The 14,736-nt window shown below is 58.8% G+C and carries 15 protein-coding genes; 13 read left to right on the top strand and 2 right to left on the bottom strand.

What is annotated here, in order from left to right; translation table 11 throughout:
• Nucleotides 1-141 precede the first annotated feature (141 nt).
• Genes dapE through IB255_RS09190 form a run of 4 tightly spaced genes read left to right on the top strand, consistent with a single transcriptional unit; the run spans nt 142 to nt 2,675 of the window.
• Entirely contained in the window at nt 142-1,299 is a 1,158-nt protein-coding gene (gene dapE / locus IB255_RS09205; protein ID WP_177429483.1) for a succinyl-diaminopimelate desuccinylase, read from the top strand.
• Entirely contained in the window at nt 1,296-1,490 is a 195-nt protein-coding gene (locus IB255_RS09200) for a hypothetical protein (RefSeq protein ID WP_081517874.1), read from the top strand. The genes dapE and IB255_RS09200 overlap by 4 nt, the downstream gene beginning before the upstream one ends.
• Entirely contained in the window at nt 1,484-2,293 is an 810-nt protein-coding gene (locus IB255_RS09195) for a putative RNA methyltransferase (protein WP_081517873.1), read from the top strand. The genes IB255_RS09200 and IB255_RS09195 overlap by 7 nt, the downstream gene beginning before the upstream one ends.
• Nucleotides 2,294-2,303: 10 nt before the next feature.
• Nucleotides 2,304-2,675 carry a hypothetical protein gene (locus IB255_RS09190; protein WP_081517872.1) on the top strand — a complete coding sequence of 124 codons (372 nt, stop codon included), beginning with the start codon at nt 2,304-2,306 and terminating at the stop codon, nt 2,673-2,675.
• 65 nt (nt 2,676-2,740) lie between these two features.
• Here IB255_RS09190 and IB255_RS09185 read toward each other — a convergent pair whose 3' ends face one another.
• Together IB255_RS09185 and IB255_RS09180 are read right to left on the bottom strand one after the other, a co-directional pair.
• Nucleotides 2,741-2,950: a cold-shock protein gene (locus tag IB255_RS09185; protein WP_045209986.1), complete on the bottom strand. Its 210-nt coding sequence runs from the start codon at nt 2,948-2,950 to the stop codon at nt 2,741-2,743.
• Between the two features lie 556 nt (nt 2,951-3,506).
• On the bottom strand, nt 3,507-3,977 hold the full coding sequence (locus IB255_RS09180) for a YMGG-like glycine zipper-containing protein (protein WP_081517871.1): 471 nt from the start codon (nt 3,975-3,977) through the stop codon (nt 3,507-3,509).
• Nucleotides 3,978-4,146: 169 nt separating this feature from the next.
• Between IB255_RS09180 and plsB the strand changes: the two genes are divergently transcribed.
• The 9 genes from plsB (at nt 4,147) to IB255_RS09135 (ending at nt 14,735) form a co-directional block, all read left to right on the top strand.
• Nucleotides 4,147-6,657 carry a glycerol-3-phosphate 1-O-acyltransferase PlsB gene (gene plsB, locus IB255_RS09175; RefSeq protein ID WP_081517870.1) on the top strand — a complete coding sequence of 837 codons (2,511 nt, stop codon included), beginning with the start codon at nt 4,147-4,149 and terminating at the stop codon, nt 6,655-6,657.
• A gap of 90 nt (nt 6,658-6,747) precedes the next feature.
• Nucleotides 6,748-7,194, top strand: coding sequence for a low molecular weight protein-tyrosine-phosphatase (locus IB255_RS09170; protein WP_081517869.1), 447 nt, complete (start codon nt 6,748-6,750; stop codon nt 7,192-7,194).
• A 149-nt stretch (nt 7,195-7,343) separates the two neighbouring features.
• Entirely contained in the window at nt 7,344-8,396 is a 1,053-nt protein-coding gene (locus tag IB255_RS09165) for a glycosyltransferase family 4 protein (RefSeq protein WP_081517868.1), read from the top strand.
• Nucleotides 8,397-8,619: 223 nt separating this feature from the next.
• Nucleotides 8,620-9,066, top strand: a complete 447-nt coding sequence (locus IB255_RS09160; protein WP_081518180.1) for a low molecular weight protein-tyrosine-phosphatase — start codon at nt 8,620-8,622, stop codon at nt 9,064-9,066.
• Between the two features lie 22 nt (nt 9,067-9,088).
• Nucleotides 9,089-11,332: a polysaccharide biosynthesis tyrosine autokinase gene (locus tag IB255_RS09155; protein WP_081517867.1), complete on the top strand. Its 2,244-nt coding sequence runs from the start codon at nt 9,089-9,091 to the stop codon at nt 11,330-11,332.
• A gap of 37 nt (nt 11,333-11,369) precedes the next feature.
• On the top strand, nt 11,370-11,867 hold the full coding sequence (gene rfaH / locus IB255_RS09150) for a transcription/translation regulatory transformer protein RfaH (protein WP_081517866.1): 498 nt from the start codon (nt 11,370-11,372) through the stop codon (nt 11,865-11,867).
• Between the two features lie 157 nt (nt 11,868-12,024).
• Complete coding sequence (locus tag IB255_RS09145) at nt 12,025-12,441, top strand: adenylyltransferase/cytidyltransferase family protein (protein WP_081517865.1); 417 nt, start codon at nt 12,025-12,027, stop codon at nt 12,439-12,441.
• Between the two features lie 31 nt (nt 12,442-12,472).
• On the top strand, nt 12,473-13,702 hold the full coding sequence (locus IB255_RS09140; RefSeq protein WP_192210121.1) for an oligosaccharide flippase family protein: 1,230 nt from the start codon (nt 12,473-12,475) through the stop codon (nt 13,700-13,702).
• Nucleotides 13,692-14,735 carry a CDP-glycerol glycerophosphotransferase family protein gene (locus IB255_RS09135; protein ID WP_081517863.1) on the top strand — a complete coding sequence of 348 codons (1,044 nt, stop codon included), beginning with the start codon at nt 13,692-13,694 and terminating at the stop codon, nt 14,733-14,735. The genes IB255_RS09140 and IB255_RS09135 overlap by 11 nt, the downstream gene beginning before the upstream one ends.
• Nucleotide 14,736: the final 1 nt, after the last annotated feature.

Below are 14,736 nucleotides of genomic sequence, written 5' to 3'. Positions count from 1 at the left end.
CATCCTAAGAAAGACCGAGGCCTGCAGGAGCGAGCGTGCTTCTACAGGTTGAGCTGCACCGCTTATCCGCTACCAAGAACGCCGGCCATGCGCCGGCGTTTTTGCTTTAAGATGGGCGCCTTTTTCCGTTCCACCCCCAGGATGCCCTCAATGCCCCTCTCGCCGACACTGGCCCTCGCCTGCGAGCTGATTCGCCGTCCCTCCGTCACACCGGTCGATGCCGACTGCCAGCAGATGATGATGCAGCGCCTGGACGCCTGCGGCTTCGCCCTGGAGCCCATGCGCATCGAAGAGGTGGATAACTTCTGGGCCCTGCGCCAGGGGCGCGACGGCGCCAACGGCCCCGTGCTGTGCTTCGCCGGCCACACCGACGTGGTCCCCACCGGCCCCGAGCAGGCCTGGCAGCACCAGCCGTTCGACGCCCTGATCGACGCCGACGGCATGCTCTGCGGCCGTGGTGCGGCAGACATGAAAGGCAGCCTGGCGTCGATGATCGTCGCCACCGAGCGCTTCGTCGCCGACCATCCGGACCACCGCGGCAGCATCGCCTACCTGATCACCAGCGACGAGGAAGGCCCGGCCCATCATGGTACCAAGGCCGTGGTCGAGCGCCTGAAGGCCCGTAACGAGCGCCTGGACTGGTGCATCGTCGGCGAACCGTCGAGCACCACCCTGGTCGGTGACATCGTCAAGAACGGTCGTCGCGGCTCCCTCGGCGCCACCCTCAGCGTGCGCGGCAAGCAAGGCCACGTGGCCTACCCGCACCTGGCGAAGAACCCGATCCACCTCGCCGCCCCGGCCCTGGCCGAACTGGCCACCGAGCACTGGGACAACGGCAACGACTACTTCCCGCCGACCAGCTTCCAGATCTCCAACATCAATGGCGGCACCGGCGCGACCAACGTGATCCCCGGCGAGCTGAAGGTGATCTTCAACTTCCGCTTCTCCACCGAATCCACCGTCGAAGGCCTGCAGCAACGCGTCGCTGCGATCCTCGACAAGCACGGCCTGGACTGGCACATCGACTGGGCGCTGTCCGGCCTGCCGTTCCTCACCCAACCGGGTGAGCTGCTCGATGGCGTGGCGGCGGCGATCCGCGCGGTCACCGGCCGCGAGACCACGCCGTCGACCTCCGGCGGCACCTCCGACGGCCGCTTCATCGCCACCATGGGTACCCAGGTGGTCGAGCTCGGCCCAGTGAACGCCACCATCCACCAGGTGGACGAACGCGTGCTGGCCAGCGACCTCGATGTACTGACCGAAATCTATTACCAGACCCTGGTGCGACTGCTGGCATGAGTGGACCGAACAAAGGCTTCTGCCTGGGCGCCGTACAGCCCGACACCCCGCCGCCCGCGCCAGCCGCCGAGCGTCGTTATTCCCTGCGCGTGTACCAGATCGCCCAGCGCCGCCGTTCCCTGCCCACCGTGCTGCGTAATGACTTGCCGCAGCCGCTGGTGCCGCCGCCGCAAGGGAAGAAAGGATGCTGATCTGTCCGCTGTGCCGCGAGGCGCTGACCGAGGTCGACAACGGTGTCGCCTGCTCCGCTGGCCATCGCTTCGACCGCGCCCGCCAGGGTTACCTGAACCTGCTGCCGGTGCAGCATAAAAAGAGCCTCGATCCGGGCGACAACGCCGCCATGGTCGAGGCGCGCCGGCACTTCCTCGGTGCCGGCCACTATGCTCCGCTGGCCAGACGCCTGGCAGAGCTGGCCGCTGAGCGCGCTCCGGGGCGCTGGCTGGATATCGGTTGCGGCGAGGGTTACTACACCGCGCAACTGGGTGAAGCCCTGCCGCAGGCCGACGGCTATGCGCTGGATATCTCCCGCGAGGCTGTCAAACGCGCCTGCAAGCGCGCTCCGCAGCTGACCTGGATGGTCGCCAGCATGGCCCGCGTGCCGCTGGCCGAGGCTTCCTGCCAGCTGCTGGCCAGCGTGTTCAGCCCGATCGACTGGAAGGAAGCGGCTCGCCTGCTCACTCCCGGCGGCGGCGTGCTGCGCCTGGGCCCGGCGCGCGACCACCTGCTGGAACTGCGCCAGCGCCTGTACGACGAAGTTCGCGAGTACGTCGAGGACAAGCACCTCGCCGACCTGCCCGAAGAGCTGAAACTGGCGCACAGCGAACAACTGAGCTTCAAGCTGCCGCTGCACACCCGCGAAGCCCGCGAGCACTTGCTGGCGATGACGCCCCACGGCTGGCGGGTCAACCCCGAGCGGCGCGAGCGCATCCTTGCCGAGCCCTTCGAGGTGACGGTCGCGGTACGCTACGATTGGCTGGAACGCCAAGAACCCTGACGAGGACGCCATGCGCCAACCGGATATCGAGATCTACATCAAGGATGCCGACCAGGCCGCCGTCGGCGCCTGGCTGGAGAAGGCTCTTGGCCCCTGCTCCGAATGGCGCGCCCAGGGTGAGACCTTCAAGTGCACCGCCGGCAGCATTCCCGCCACCTGGCTGCCCAAGGCCGTGGGCAAGTGGAACAGCCTGTTCCTGGACAGCGACAAGACCCCGTGGGACGACGATGTCGCCTGCGCCCGCGATGCCTGCGCTGCTCTGGAAGTGGAGGTGCGCTGCGCACCGGGTAGCTGGAGCGAGGATCAGGGCGAGGAAGACGCCGACCGCTGGCTGAAAGTGACCGCCGCGGGCGTCGAAGAGATTACCTGGCGCACGGGCTGAAACCGTGCCGGCAGAGAGTGAAAATCAAAGGCCCGTCCATTGGACGGGCCTTTGATTTCGGGGGCTCAGACCTTCGACACGTCTTCTGCCTGGAGGCCTTTCTGACCCTGGATCACCGAGAACTCCACTTTCTGGCCTTCGACCAGGGAGCGGTGACCATCGCCACGAATGGCACGGTAGTGAACGAATACGTCCGGACCGCTATCGCGTTGAATGAATCCATAACCTTTGGCGTCATTGAACCACTTGACGGTTCCGACCTCACGATCAGCCATTACCACACTCTCCAACTTGCCTATTATTTTTGGATGGCCCCCGGGAATGAGGACTTCGGCAGTCGCCGGCTGAACGCTTTCCTTATCATCCAACCCGCGCCGAAAGGCACGTAGGAAGGTAATTCGAATAACGCCCAAGGGCGACAGCGCTCCCGAGTATATAAATCAAAAGTTACAGCTGAAAAGCACTTTTTCATCAGCTTCCCGAGCCTATGACCAATCAGGCCAAAGTGCCATTTTTCGGGGCCTGCAGAGCCATTTTGGTGCTCGTTACCCTGCGTAACGAAAGTGTTTCGAACGTGGACCCTTTCGCACTTTCGCGCATTTACGGCGGGTAGTTTCGTTCCCGTTGATCCGTTTTCGGCAACCTACGGAAATGTCTTTCAGAAGCAGTCGGAGTGCGCCCTGCAGTTTCTGCCGCGGCAATATGCCCAATCATTTATCTGCTGAATTGGCAGTCCGCCAATCCATTGGGCCCGATGAATAACGGCCATGAAATACCCCACTGACCGCACTCATGCGCGGTCAGTCGTGCACCATCAGAGGACTCGCGCGCTCAGGGGCTGACCTGGTAGCCCCGCCCCTGCAGGCAACCACTGTAGGCGCTGGCACTGGCAGTGTTCTGCGCCTCGCTCTGGGTGCGGCGGTCCTCCCGGCGGTCCTGGCGCTGGCGCGAAGCGCCCACTACGGCACCCGCCGCCGCCACGTCGCCAGCACGGTTCTGCCGGTACTGCTGCTTGGCATCGTCACTGGCGCGATCGTAAACCTCATCATGCCGCTGCCCACGCACTTCCGCCGCCACAGCGCCGGCCGCCGCACCCCTTGCCGCGCCGCGAACCCGGCCGCCGACATTCGGATCGGAACTGCTGGTGGCGCTGCTCGCCGCGTTGGCGGCGACGCTGTTGCACTCAGTCATGTCCTGCTGCATCTGCTGGCTGCTCTGGCCCTTGAGCGGGACAACGGTCTGGGCCGCGACGGGCAGCACAACCGACAAGGCGAGCAGGCATCCCCAGGTGAACGTACGCATCGCGGAACCTCCATAGAATGTCATCCCCTAAATGGCAGGATAGCCGCAGTCCACGGGGTGTCCGCCCGCGCCGACCAAGCGCTCGTGACTTTGCTGGCGGGGGTCTAATCCGGCAAACTAGCCGGCCTGAGCAATCGCTCGTTTTACCTACGCCAGCCATAGGGCCTGTATGCCTCGTTACCCGTTCCGCCGCTTCGGTTTTGGTGCCCTGCGCCGCCTGCTGTACCTCTGGGTGCGCTCGGAAACCATCAACCAGTCGGCCTTCAGCCTGAAGATCGACCGCAGCAAACCGGTCCTCTACGTCCTGCAGCAGCCCTCGGTGACCGACCTTGCCGTGGTCGATACCGAGTGCCGCAAGGCCGGCCTGCCGCGTCCGGTGATGCCGGTGGCAGTGGGGGAATCCATCGAGCCGGCGGCCTTCTTCTACCTGACGCCCGAGCCCGACTGGCTCGGCCGCCAGGACAAGCGCGGCGCGCCGCCAGCGCTGGTGCGCATGCTCGGCGCCATCGGCCAGAACGGCATCGACGATGCGCAGATCGTTCCGGTCAGCGTGTTCTGGGGGCAATCCCCGGACAGCGAGAAGAGCGCCTGGAAGCTGCTGTTCGCCGACAACTGGGCCGTCACCGGCCGCCTGCGCAAACTGGCGCGCATCCTCATCCTCGGCCGCAAGACCCGCGTTCAGTTCTCCGCGCCCATCCACCTGCGCGAACTGGTAGAACAAAACAAGGGCCACGAGCGCACCCTGCGCATGGTCCAGCGCATCCTGCGGGTGCACTTCCGCAACCAGAAGACCGCGGTAATCGGCCCGGACCTCTCCCACCGCCGCACCCTGGTCAAGGGCCTGCTGCGCGCGCCGCTGGTGCGGCAGGCGATCCAGGAAGAATGCGATACCCAGAAGATCTCCCAGGACAAGGCCGAGGCCGCTGCCCTGCGCTACGCCAACGAAATCGCCGCGGATGTTTCCTACCCGGTGATCCGCTTCCTCGAAGTGACCCTGACCTGGTTCTGGAACAAGCTCTACGAGGGCGTGAAGGTCAACCACATCGAGCGCGTGCAGGAAGTCGCCCAGGGCCACGAGATCGTCTACGTGCCCTGCCACCGCAGCCACATCGACTACCTGCTGCTGTCCTACCTGCTATTCCGCAACGGCCTGACCCCGCCGCACATCGCCGCCGGCATCAACCTCAACATGCCGGTGGTGGGCTCGATCCTGCGTCGTGGCGGTGCCTTCTTCATGCGCCGCAGCTTCAAGGGCAACCAGCTGTACACCGCGGTATTCAACGAATACCTGCACACGCTGTTCAGCCGCGGTTTCTCCACCGAGTACTTCGTGGAAGGCGGCCGCTCCCGCACTGGGCGCATGCTGCACCCGCGCACCGGGATGCTGGCGATCACCCTGCGCAGCTTCCTGCGCGACTCGCGCCGGCCCATCGTCTTCGTCCCCGTGTACATCGGCTACGAGCGCGTGCTCGAAGGCCGCACCTACCTGGGCGAACTGCGCGGCGCGACGAAGAAGAAGGAGTCTATCTTCGACATCTTCAAGGTCGTCGGCGCACTGAAGCAGCGCTTCGGCCAGGTCTGGGTGAACTTCGGCGAGCCGATCCACCTCGACGACTTCCTCGACCAGCAGCAGCCGGACTGGCGCCAGCAGGAACTGGGGCCGGAATACCGTCCGGCGTGGCTGTCGGAAACCACCAACCACCTGGCCCGCGACGTCGCCCGTCATCTCAACGACGCTGCAGCGATCAACCCGGTGAACCTGGTCGCCCTGGCGCTGCTCTCCACCACCCGCCTGGCCCTGGACGAAACCGCCCTGGCTCGGGTGATCGACCTCTACCTCGACCTGCTGCGCAAGGTGCCCTACTCGCCCAGCGCCACGCTGCCCGAGGGCGACGGCCACGAGCTGATCGAGTACGTGAAGAGCATGAACCTGCTCAGCGAGCAGAAGGACGCCCTCGGCCGCATCTGCTACCTCGACGAGCAGAACGCGGTGCTGATGACCTACTACCGCAACAACGTGCTGCACATCTTCGCCCTGCCGGCGCTGATCGCCAGCTTCTTCCAGAACAGCGGGCGGATCAGTCGCGAGCAACTGCTGCGCTACACCCGCGCGCTGTACCCGTACCTGCAGGCCGAACTGTTCATCCGCTGGAGCCTGGACGAGCTGGACGCCGTGGTCGATCAGTGGCTGCAAGCCATGGTCACCAGCGAACTGCTCAGGCAGGAGAACGACACCTTCATCCGCCCGCCGCCCAGCTCGCGCCAGTACGTGCTGCTGACCCTGCTGGCCCGCGCTATCGCACAGACCCTGCAACGCTTCTACATGTCCATCTCGCTGGTGCTCAACGCCGGGCAGAAGCAGCTCACCGCCGAGGAACTGGAGAACCTCTGCACCGTGATGGCCCAGCGCCTGTCAGTCCTCCACGGTCTCAACGCCCCGGAATTCTTCGACAAGAGCCTGTTCCGCCACTTCATCCAGACCCTGCTGGACGAAGGCGTGCTGCGCAAGGACGAGCACGGCAAGCTGAGCTACCACGAGCTGCTCGGCGAACTGGCCGAAGGTGCCGCCAAGCGCGTGCTGCCGGCGGAGATCCGACTGTCCATCCGCCAGGTTGCCCTGGAGCGACCACCCCAGGAAGAAAGCTCCCCCACCGAGCCCCCGGCTGCCAGCCAGGGCTGATCCGCCCTCCTGCCGGCTGCTTGACGCCCCCGCACCGCGACCGATAGATTTCTGACGATCTACCCTCGGTCGCGGTCAGGGACGCTCCCCGTGTTCAACAGGATTCTGATCGTCTGCGTCGGCAACATCTGCCGCAGCCCCATCGCCGAACACCTGCTGCGCGAGTCCCTGCAGGGCAGCGACATCGCCGTGGCCTCCGCCGGGCTCAGCGCGCTGGTCGGCCACTCCATCGACAACACCGCCCTCGCCACCCTTCGCCGTCACGGCCACCACCCCCAACCGCACCGCGCCCGCCAGCTCACCGCCGAACTGGTCCACGAGGCCAACCTCGTCCTGGTGATGGAGCAATCGCAGATCCAGAGCGTTATCCGCCTGGCCCCCGAGGCTCGCGGCAAGACCTTCCTGCTGGGCAAGTGGCAGACCGACCAGGAGATTCCGGACCCTTATCGCAAAGGCCCAGATGCCTTCGAGCGCGCGTATGCGCTGATCGAGTCCGCGGTAGCTCCCTGGGGCGATCGACTGCGAATTCGCCGGTAATTTGACGAATAACTGTCTTCCCGACAAAAGCGTCAGAAAACCTTACAAACCGATGATAAAAAAGGCTACGCTCTAGCCCAGCAAGACCATATTCAGCTGTTTGGTCTCCCAGTTACGACAAGTAATTTTCCAGGGGCCTACATCGCTTTATGAAGATCCTGCACATCACCGAGTCCTTTGGCGGCGGCGTCACCTCGGCCATCAACTCCTACATCCTCAACTCCCAGCAGCATGAACACTACCTGCTGGCCTCAGTGCGCAAGGGCGACACCACGGGAGAGGAAAGCCAGGGCCTGTTCAAGCACATGGAACTGGTGCCCCGCCGTCTTTCCAGCCTCGCCCGGGTGAAGCCGTACATCGATCGTGTGCAGCCGGATGTCATCCATCTGCACAGCACCTATGCCGGCGCCCTGATCCGCGCCCTGCCCTTCATTCCCGCAAAGAAGATCGTCTACACCCCCCACGGCTTCGCCTTCCTGCGCGGCGACCACCCCATGATGCTCAAGGCCTACCGGGCCATCGAATCGCTGCTGGCGAAGCGCACGGCGGTGATTGCCGGCTGCGGCCTGGACGAACAGCGCATCGCCGGGGAACTGATCGAGCCGGGGCATACCCTGGGCCTGGTGAACATCTGCGACGACCTCCCGGAAGTGCCGGCGATCCACAGCCTTACCAGCAAGCCGGTGATCGGCATGGTCGGGCGCATCAGTCGGCAGAAGGGCCACGAGTATTTCCGCGCGCTGGCAGAGGGCTGCGCGGACGTTGCGCACTTCAAGTGGATCGGTGGCGGGGACGCCCAAGTCACGGCCGAGATGATCCAGGCCGGCATCGAAGTGACCGGTTGGCGCCCGCGCGGCGAGGTCATCGCCCACATGAAGGGGCTCGACCTCTACTTCCACACGGCAGCGTGGGACGGCTTCCCCATCTCGGTGCTGGAGGCGGCGAAGCTCGATCTTCCCATCGCACTGCGGCGCATCGGTCCTTTCAGCGCGGAGGGGCTTTCCACCCTGCAGGACCTCGGCCACGCGCGCCAGGAAATTCACGCTTTCATCAAGGGCGACCCCGGAACGCTTTCCCGCCTGCGTCACAATACTCACAGCATTCGGCAACTGCACTGCGGTGAACACTTACGCAGTTCACTGAGCGCGCTTTACTCTCGCTTCCCCTCAGAAACGGCCCAAAACGAACTCGCCCAGGGCTGACCCCTTCCTCCTCGAAAATGCCCTTTTCGAAAGCGCTGCCCAGTCGTTCGAGGCGCTCAGAAAACGACCAGAATTGTCCGGCACTTTCATTGTTTTGACAGGATTCCCTTTAACCCTCCTCAGAGAATTCTTAAACCCCTGAAACCGGGGGAGGAGTGCATTGAATCGACCGGCCGCGAGGCTTAATTTCGCGGCCTCATTGATTCATGCAGCGGTGACAACCGTGTTCAACAGGGTACTGATGGTCTGTGCTGGCAACATCTGCCGCAGTCCTACAGCAGAACATCTCCTTCAGTGTGAACTGACAGACTCCGGCGTTCATGTCTCCTCCGCCGGGCTGACGGCTCTGGTCGGCCGCCCGCTCGAGCCGCGCGCCCTTGCCACGCTCCAGCGCCATGGCCAGCAGCCTCAGGAGCACCACGCCCGGCAACTGACAGCCGAACTGCTGCAGGCCGCCGATCTGGTGCTGGCCATGGAGCAGCGCCACCTGCAAGACATCTTCCGTCAGTTTCCCGAGTCTCGCGGCAAGACCTTCCTGCTCGGAAAGTGGCAGCACGACCGCGAAATTCCAGACCCCTACCGACAGAGCGACGCCGCCTTCGAGCACGCCTACGCGCTGATCGCCCAAGACGCCGCTGCCTGGGCGAAACGCATTCGCCCTGCCCGCTAAGACATTCCGAGACCCCGCCACCATGCAACACCCACACACGCCCAAGCCCCAAGCTCCCGTGCTGCAAGCCTCGCACGACGATGACGAGATCGACCTGCTCGCCCTCTTCGGCACCCTGCTGGACCGCAAATGGATGATTGCCAGCATCACCGCCGGCTTCATGGTGATGGGCGTAGCCTATGCCCTGCTCGCACCGCCGGTGTACCGCGCCAGCGCCACCCTCCAGGTGGAACAGAAGAAGCCCGGCATTCCGGGCCTGTCGGACATGAGCGACCTGCTGGGTGCGCAATCGCAAGCGGTCACCGAGATCCAGCTACTGACCTCGCGCAGCGTGATCGGCAAAGCCGTGGACAGCCTCAAACTGGATATCGATGTCCAGCCCTCGCTGTTCCCGGTGTTCGGCAACTTCCTTCATCGCCACTACAGCCCGGAGCACCCTGGCGATATCTCGCCCGCGCTGCTGGGGATGAGCCGTTTCGCCTGGGGCGGCGAAAGCCTGAAGATCTTCCAGCTCGATGTACCCGACGTACTGCTGGAAAAGCAATTGACGCTCATCGCCGGTGAGAACGAGCGCTACAGCCTGTTCGACGACGACAACAACCTGCTGGTGGAAGGCACTGTTGGCCAGCCCGCCGAGCAGAACGGCGTGAAGGTGCAGGTAGAGGCCCTGGCCGCCAATCCCGGCACCCGCTTCAAGGTCACCCGCGAACGGCGGCTGAGCGCGATTCTCGACTACCAGCAGAACCTCAACGTCAGCGAAACCGGCAAGGAATCCGGCATCCTCACCCTGGCCCTGGACGACGAGCAGCCCGAACAGGCCCTCGCCGTACTCGATGCCATCAGCCAGCAGTACGTGCTGCAGAACGTCGAACGAGCCTCCGCCGAAGCCGCCTCCAGCCTGGAGTTCCTGCGCGGCCAACTGCCGGAAGTCCGCAAGGACCTGGAGCAATCGGAAAACGCCCTGAGCGGCTACCAGTCCCGCGCCAAGTCGGCGGACATCAGCCTGGAAACCAAGGCCCTGCTGGACCAGATCGTCGCGCTGGACACCAGCATCTCCCAGCTGAAGCTGCAGCAGGCCGAGATGGACCACAAGTTCACCCGCCAGCACCCGGCCTACCAGGCCCTGATGCGGCAGATCGGCGAACTGACCAGCAAACAGGCCGGCCTCTCCAAACGCGTCGAAGCCCTGCCGGAAACCCAGCAGGACCTGCTGCGCCTGACCCGCGACGTACAGGTCAGCACCGCTATCTATACGCAGATGCTGAACAAGGCCCAGGAACTGGACGTCATGCGCGCCGGCGCCGTCGGCAACGTTCGCGTCATCGACCCCGCCGATGTCGATATCACCAAACCGGTGAAACCCAAGAAACCCTTGATCGTTGCCATTGCGACGCTGCTGGGCCTGTTCTTCGCCATCGCCCTGGTGCTGCTGCGCAAGGCCATGAACCGTGGCATCGAAACCCCTGAAGCCATCGAGCAGCTCGGCCTGCCGGTGTATGCCTCGATTCCTTACAGCGCATTGCAGAAGGCCGAAGAAGACCGGCGCAACAAGAGCAACAAGGGCTCGTTCCAGCCCGCCCCGCTGCTGGCCACCAGCCACCCCACGGACCTTGCTGTCGAGTCCCTGCGCAGCCTGCGCACCAGCCTGCACTTCGCCATGCTGGAGTCCGGCGACAACCGCCTGATGATCTCCGGGCCAAGCCCCTCGGTGGGTAAATCCTTCGTCAGCGCCAACCTGGCGGCCGTGATCGCACAAACCGGCCAACGCGTTTTGCTGGTCGATGTCGATATGCGCAAGGGCTACCTGCACAAGATCCTCAACGCACGTGAGCAAAGCGGCCTTTCCGACCTGCTGATCCGCCGCTGTGGCTTCGACAGCGCCATTCAAGCCACGAGCGTGCAGAACCTCAGCTTCATCTCCCGTGGGCAGATTCCGCCCAACCCGTCGGAACTGCTGATGCACCCCAACTTCACCGACATGCTGGAACGGGCCAGCGCCGAATTCGACCTGGTCATCCTCGACACCCCCCCTCTGCTGGCGGTGACCGATGCCGCCATCGTCGGCCGGCAGGCCGGCACCAGCCTGATCGTCACCCGCTTCGCCAAGAACGCCCAGCGAGAAATCGAGCTGACCATCCGCCGCTTCGAACAGAACGGCATCGAACTGAAGGGCGCCATCTTCAACGGCGTCGAGCGACGCGCAGCGGATTACTACGGCGCCGGGGCCTATGCCTACCAGTACGAATACGTCTCGGACAAGAGCTGAACACGCTTTCCTGCGGGGCACCCCGCATGGAGGACATATGCAAGCAACAACGGATAAGCGCTGGTATTTGCTCCAGTGCAAGCCCAGGCAGGATTTTCGTGCACTCGAGCATCTGGAGAACCAGGGGTTCGAGTGCCTGTTGCCGACACATCAAGTCGAGCGCTTGCGCAATGGCCAGTGGCTGCGCCAGGAAGAAGCATTATTCCCTGGTTACCTGTTCATCGAACTGGACACCCAGCAGGACAACTGGATGCCAATTCGCTCGACACGAGGCGTCAGCCAAATCGTGCGATTTGGCGAAAACCCGTTGCCGGTTTCGAACAACATCATCGATTACTTGCGGCAGAGAAATGTTCCCATGGAGCACGAACTCCAGTCCGGAGACAAGGTAATTATCAACTGGGCAGGGACCAGTGGTATCGAAGCAATCTACCTCGTCAAGGACGGAATGCAACGGGTAATACTTTTGCTGAATATCCTTCATCGCGAAGTCAAAGTCAGCTCCCCGATTAACTGCCTAATAAGAGCCTGTTAGTTAACTTCGTCACTCGATCAAAAATCCAACTTAACCGGCGCCACACAGATAATTCTCTCAAGTAATTCATCTACGTCTTAGGAGTAAACGAAAAATCCTAGGGCGGTAGCGTTTCGAAAATCCCAGTAGAGACCCCATGCTACAAAAATTTTAAATTATGAAAAAAACCATACTTACTTACGGAACATTTGATCTCTTCCACATCGGACACCTCAACATCCTAAGAAATCTAAAAGCATTGGGAGACATACTTATTGTTGGCGTTTCCACTGATGAATTCAACTTACAAAAGGGAAAAAAAACAGCAATACCTTTCCACGAGAGGATTGAAATAATTAAAAGTATAAAGTATGTAGACATAGCGATTCCCGAGAGCACCTGGGATCAAAAAAAGAGTGACATATTTGAGTATAGCGTATCGACTTTTGCAATTGGTGACGATTGGGCTGGAAAATTCGACCACCTAAAAGAATATTGCCAAGTAATATATCTACCAAGAACAGAAGGGATATCAACAACACAACTAAAGAATAAATTAAAAACATCCAACCACCCAAGCCTAATCAAAAGATAAAGGAAACAGCACTACCCCAGAGACAACAACAATGGTGAACAAAGAAAAACCCAGGCTACTTAAAAACACTAGCGCACTACTACTAATACAGTTAATAAATTATATCTCCCCACTTCTACTTATCCCTTATCTAACCCGTACTCTCGGAGCTGAGATATTTGGTGTAACCGCTATTGGTATTTCAATAGTCCAGATAGCCTGCACGATTACAGACTACGGATTTAACTTATCCGCAACACAGCAGATTGCTGAATCAAATAGCAAGCAACACATTAGAGAAACTTTTTACGCAGTAATCATATGCAAAATACTGATATTAATACCAGTATTTATAGCACTCTCCCTTTTCATAGAGCTAAACGAGCAATATTCAAAATACCAAATTTATTTCTGGTTATTACTTATCCCCATAGCCGGACAAACATTTCAACCAATTTGGCTATTTCAGGGAATCGAGAGAATGGGCTTTATAACCATATATAGCACGACTTCTCGAGCAGCATATTTACTAACTACAGTTCTATTCGTAAAATCAGCGTCGGATTATTATCTTGTCGCGATCACGAATGGAATTAGCACCGTTCTAGCTACTGCTCTAGCATTCGTATTATTATGGAGAATTGGCTACAGCCCGGTAAGATGCAGCTGGAAGAAGATCAAGCATACATTTAGCCATTCCACTCAATTCTTTTGGGCCAGAGCTGCAGTAGCCACATACACAGCTGGGGGGGCATTTTTTCTCGGAATAGCATCTACTCCACTTCAAGTTGCTTATTACTCAGCAGCAGAGCAAATATACAAAGGTGCTCAGTCTCTTATACAACCAGTATCTCAAGCACTTTACCCTTACATGATAAAGAACAAAAATATCGAGCTTTTCAAAAAAATCCTAATAGCACTTACAACTCTAAGCATTATAGGAGCATGCCTCGGCGCACTATTTAGCAAAGAGGTTATTGAGTTAATTTTTGGAAACGAGTACTCCGAAAGCAAAAGCTCTCTATTAATATTCCTCATAACATTTTGCGTAACTACCCCTTCAATTCTTTTAGGGTACCCTTTCTTAGGAGCACTAGGATTCTCCAGAACTGCAAACCTAAGTGTAATCCTAGCCGGCGTGCTTCAGCTAATTCTACTCCTATGCATCACAAAATTTAATTTAACCTCAGCTTCTTATGTGTGCCTATCCATACTTACAGTGGAAATTACAGTGCTAGCCATAAGAGCTAAAAAATCCGTAAGCATACTAAATGAAATATGAAAAATTCTATAGAAAGAGCAACTTCCAGAAGCTCTCTCTTCTGTTGCTATCGCCCCTAGCCTGGGCATCACAGATAATACCCAAAAACAATGAAATAGAAATATATTCCTCCATGAACGGATATAGGATATCCGACAATTCAAAATATGCTTTCCTGCATAGTAAAAACAAATCAAAATACTGGATCACAAAAAATAAATCATTACTCAGAAAGCATCATCCCGAGATCCTTTATGCCTACTCTATAAAAGGCATAATTATCCAGTTACGCGCCTGCCGGGCTTACTACTCGCATTCAATATTTGATTTCGCAGCACCATTAATAATGGGCTCAGAGAAATTCAATCTCTGGCATGGCGTGCCATTAAAAGAGATCGGCCCACCATCTGACTGGAAAAATAAGAGCACTTTAAAGAAAAAACTTCTCACCGCCTACTACAGGATTTTTAAACATTGCTATTACATGCACTGTGATTATATTTTGTGCCCTCAAGAATCCCTCATAAGAGATTACGAGCGTTTCTTTAGTGTAAGCCGCCCCAAAATAATAATTCAACCTCAGCCTAGGAACACTTACTGCACACCCCACATTAGTACAAAAGAAATTCTATTTGCCCCGACTCATAGAATGCAAATAGCGGGGAGCGACATAAATAAAGTCATTGAGGAATCTGAATTATTCAGCAACGAGGTGCGTGAATTTCTAAAATCAAATGAAATCACAATAGTAATTCGGCCACACCCCGTAGATAAAGACAATATAAAATCCATAGAATCAGAAAGCTACAGACTTGACTTTAGTGACGATTTATACGACTCAATAAAGAAGTACAGCCTAATAATAACAGATTACTCCAGCATATATTACGACTGCAAAGACCTTAATATACCAAGGCTAATAATTGCTAGCGATGCGGAGGACTACATAGATAAAGTCGGGGTAACAGAAAACTATATAAAAGAACTAAAATCAGAAAACCTACTCAACTTCCGAAATGCGCTACCGCATATTAAAAATGCGCTAGCCGGATAGT

It is taken from the genome of Pseudomonas sp. PDM22, from assembly GCF_014851965.1.
Classification (GTDB): Bacteria; Pseudomonadota; Gammaproteobacteria; order Pseudomonadales; family Pseudomonadaceae; genus Pseudomonas.
This window is presented reverse-complemented; position numbering and strand designations above follow the sequence as displayed.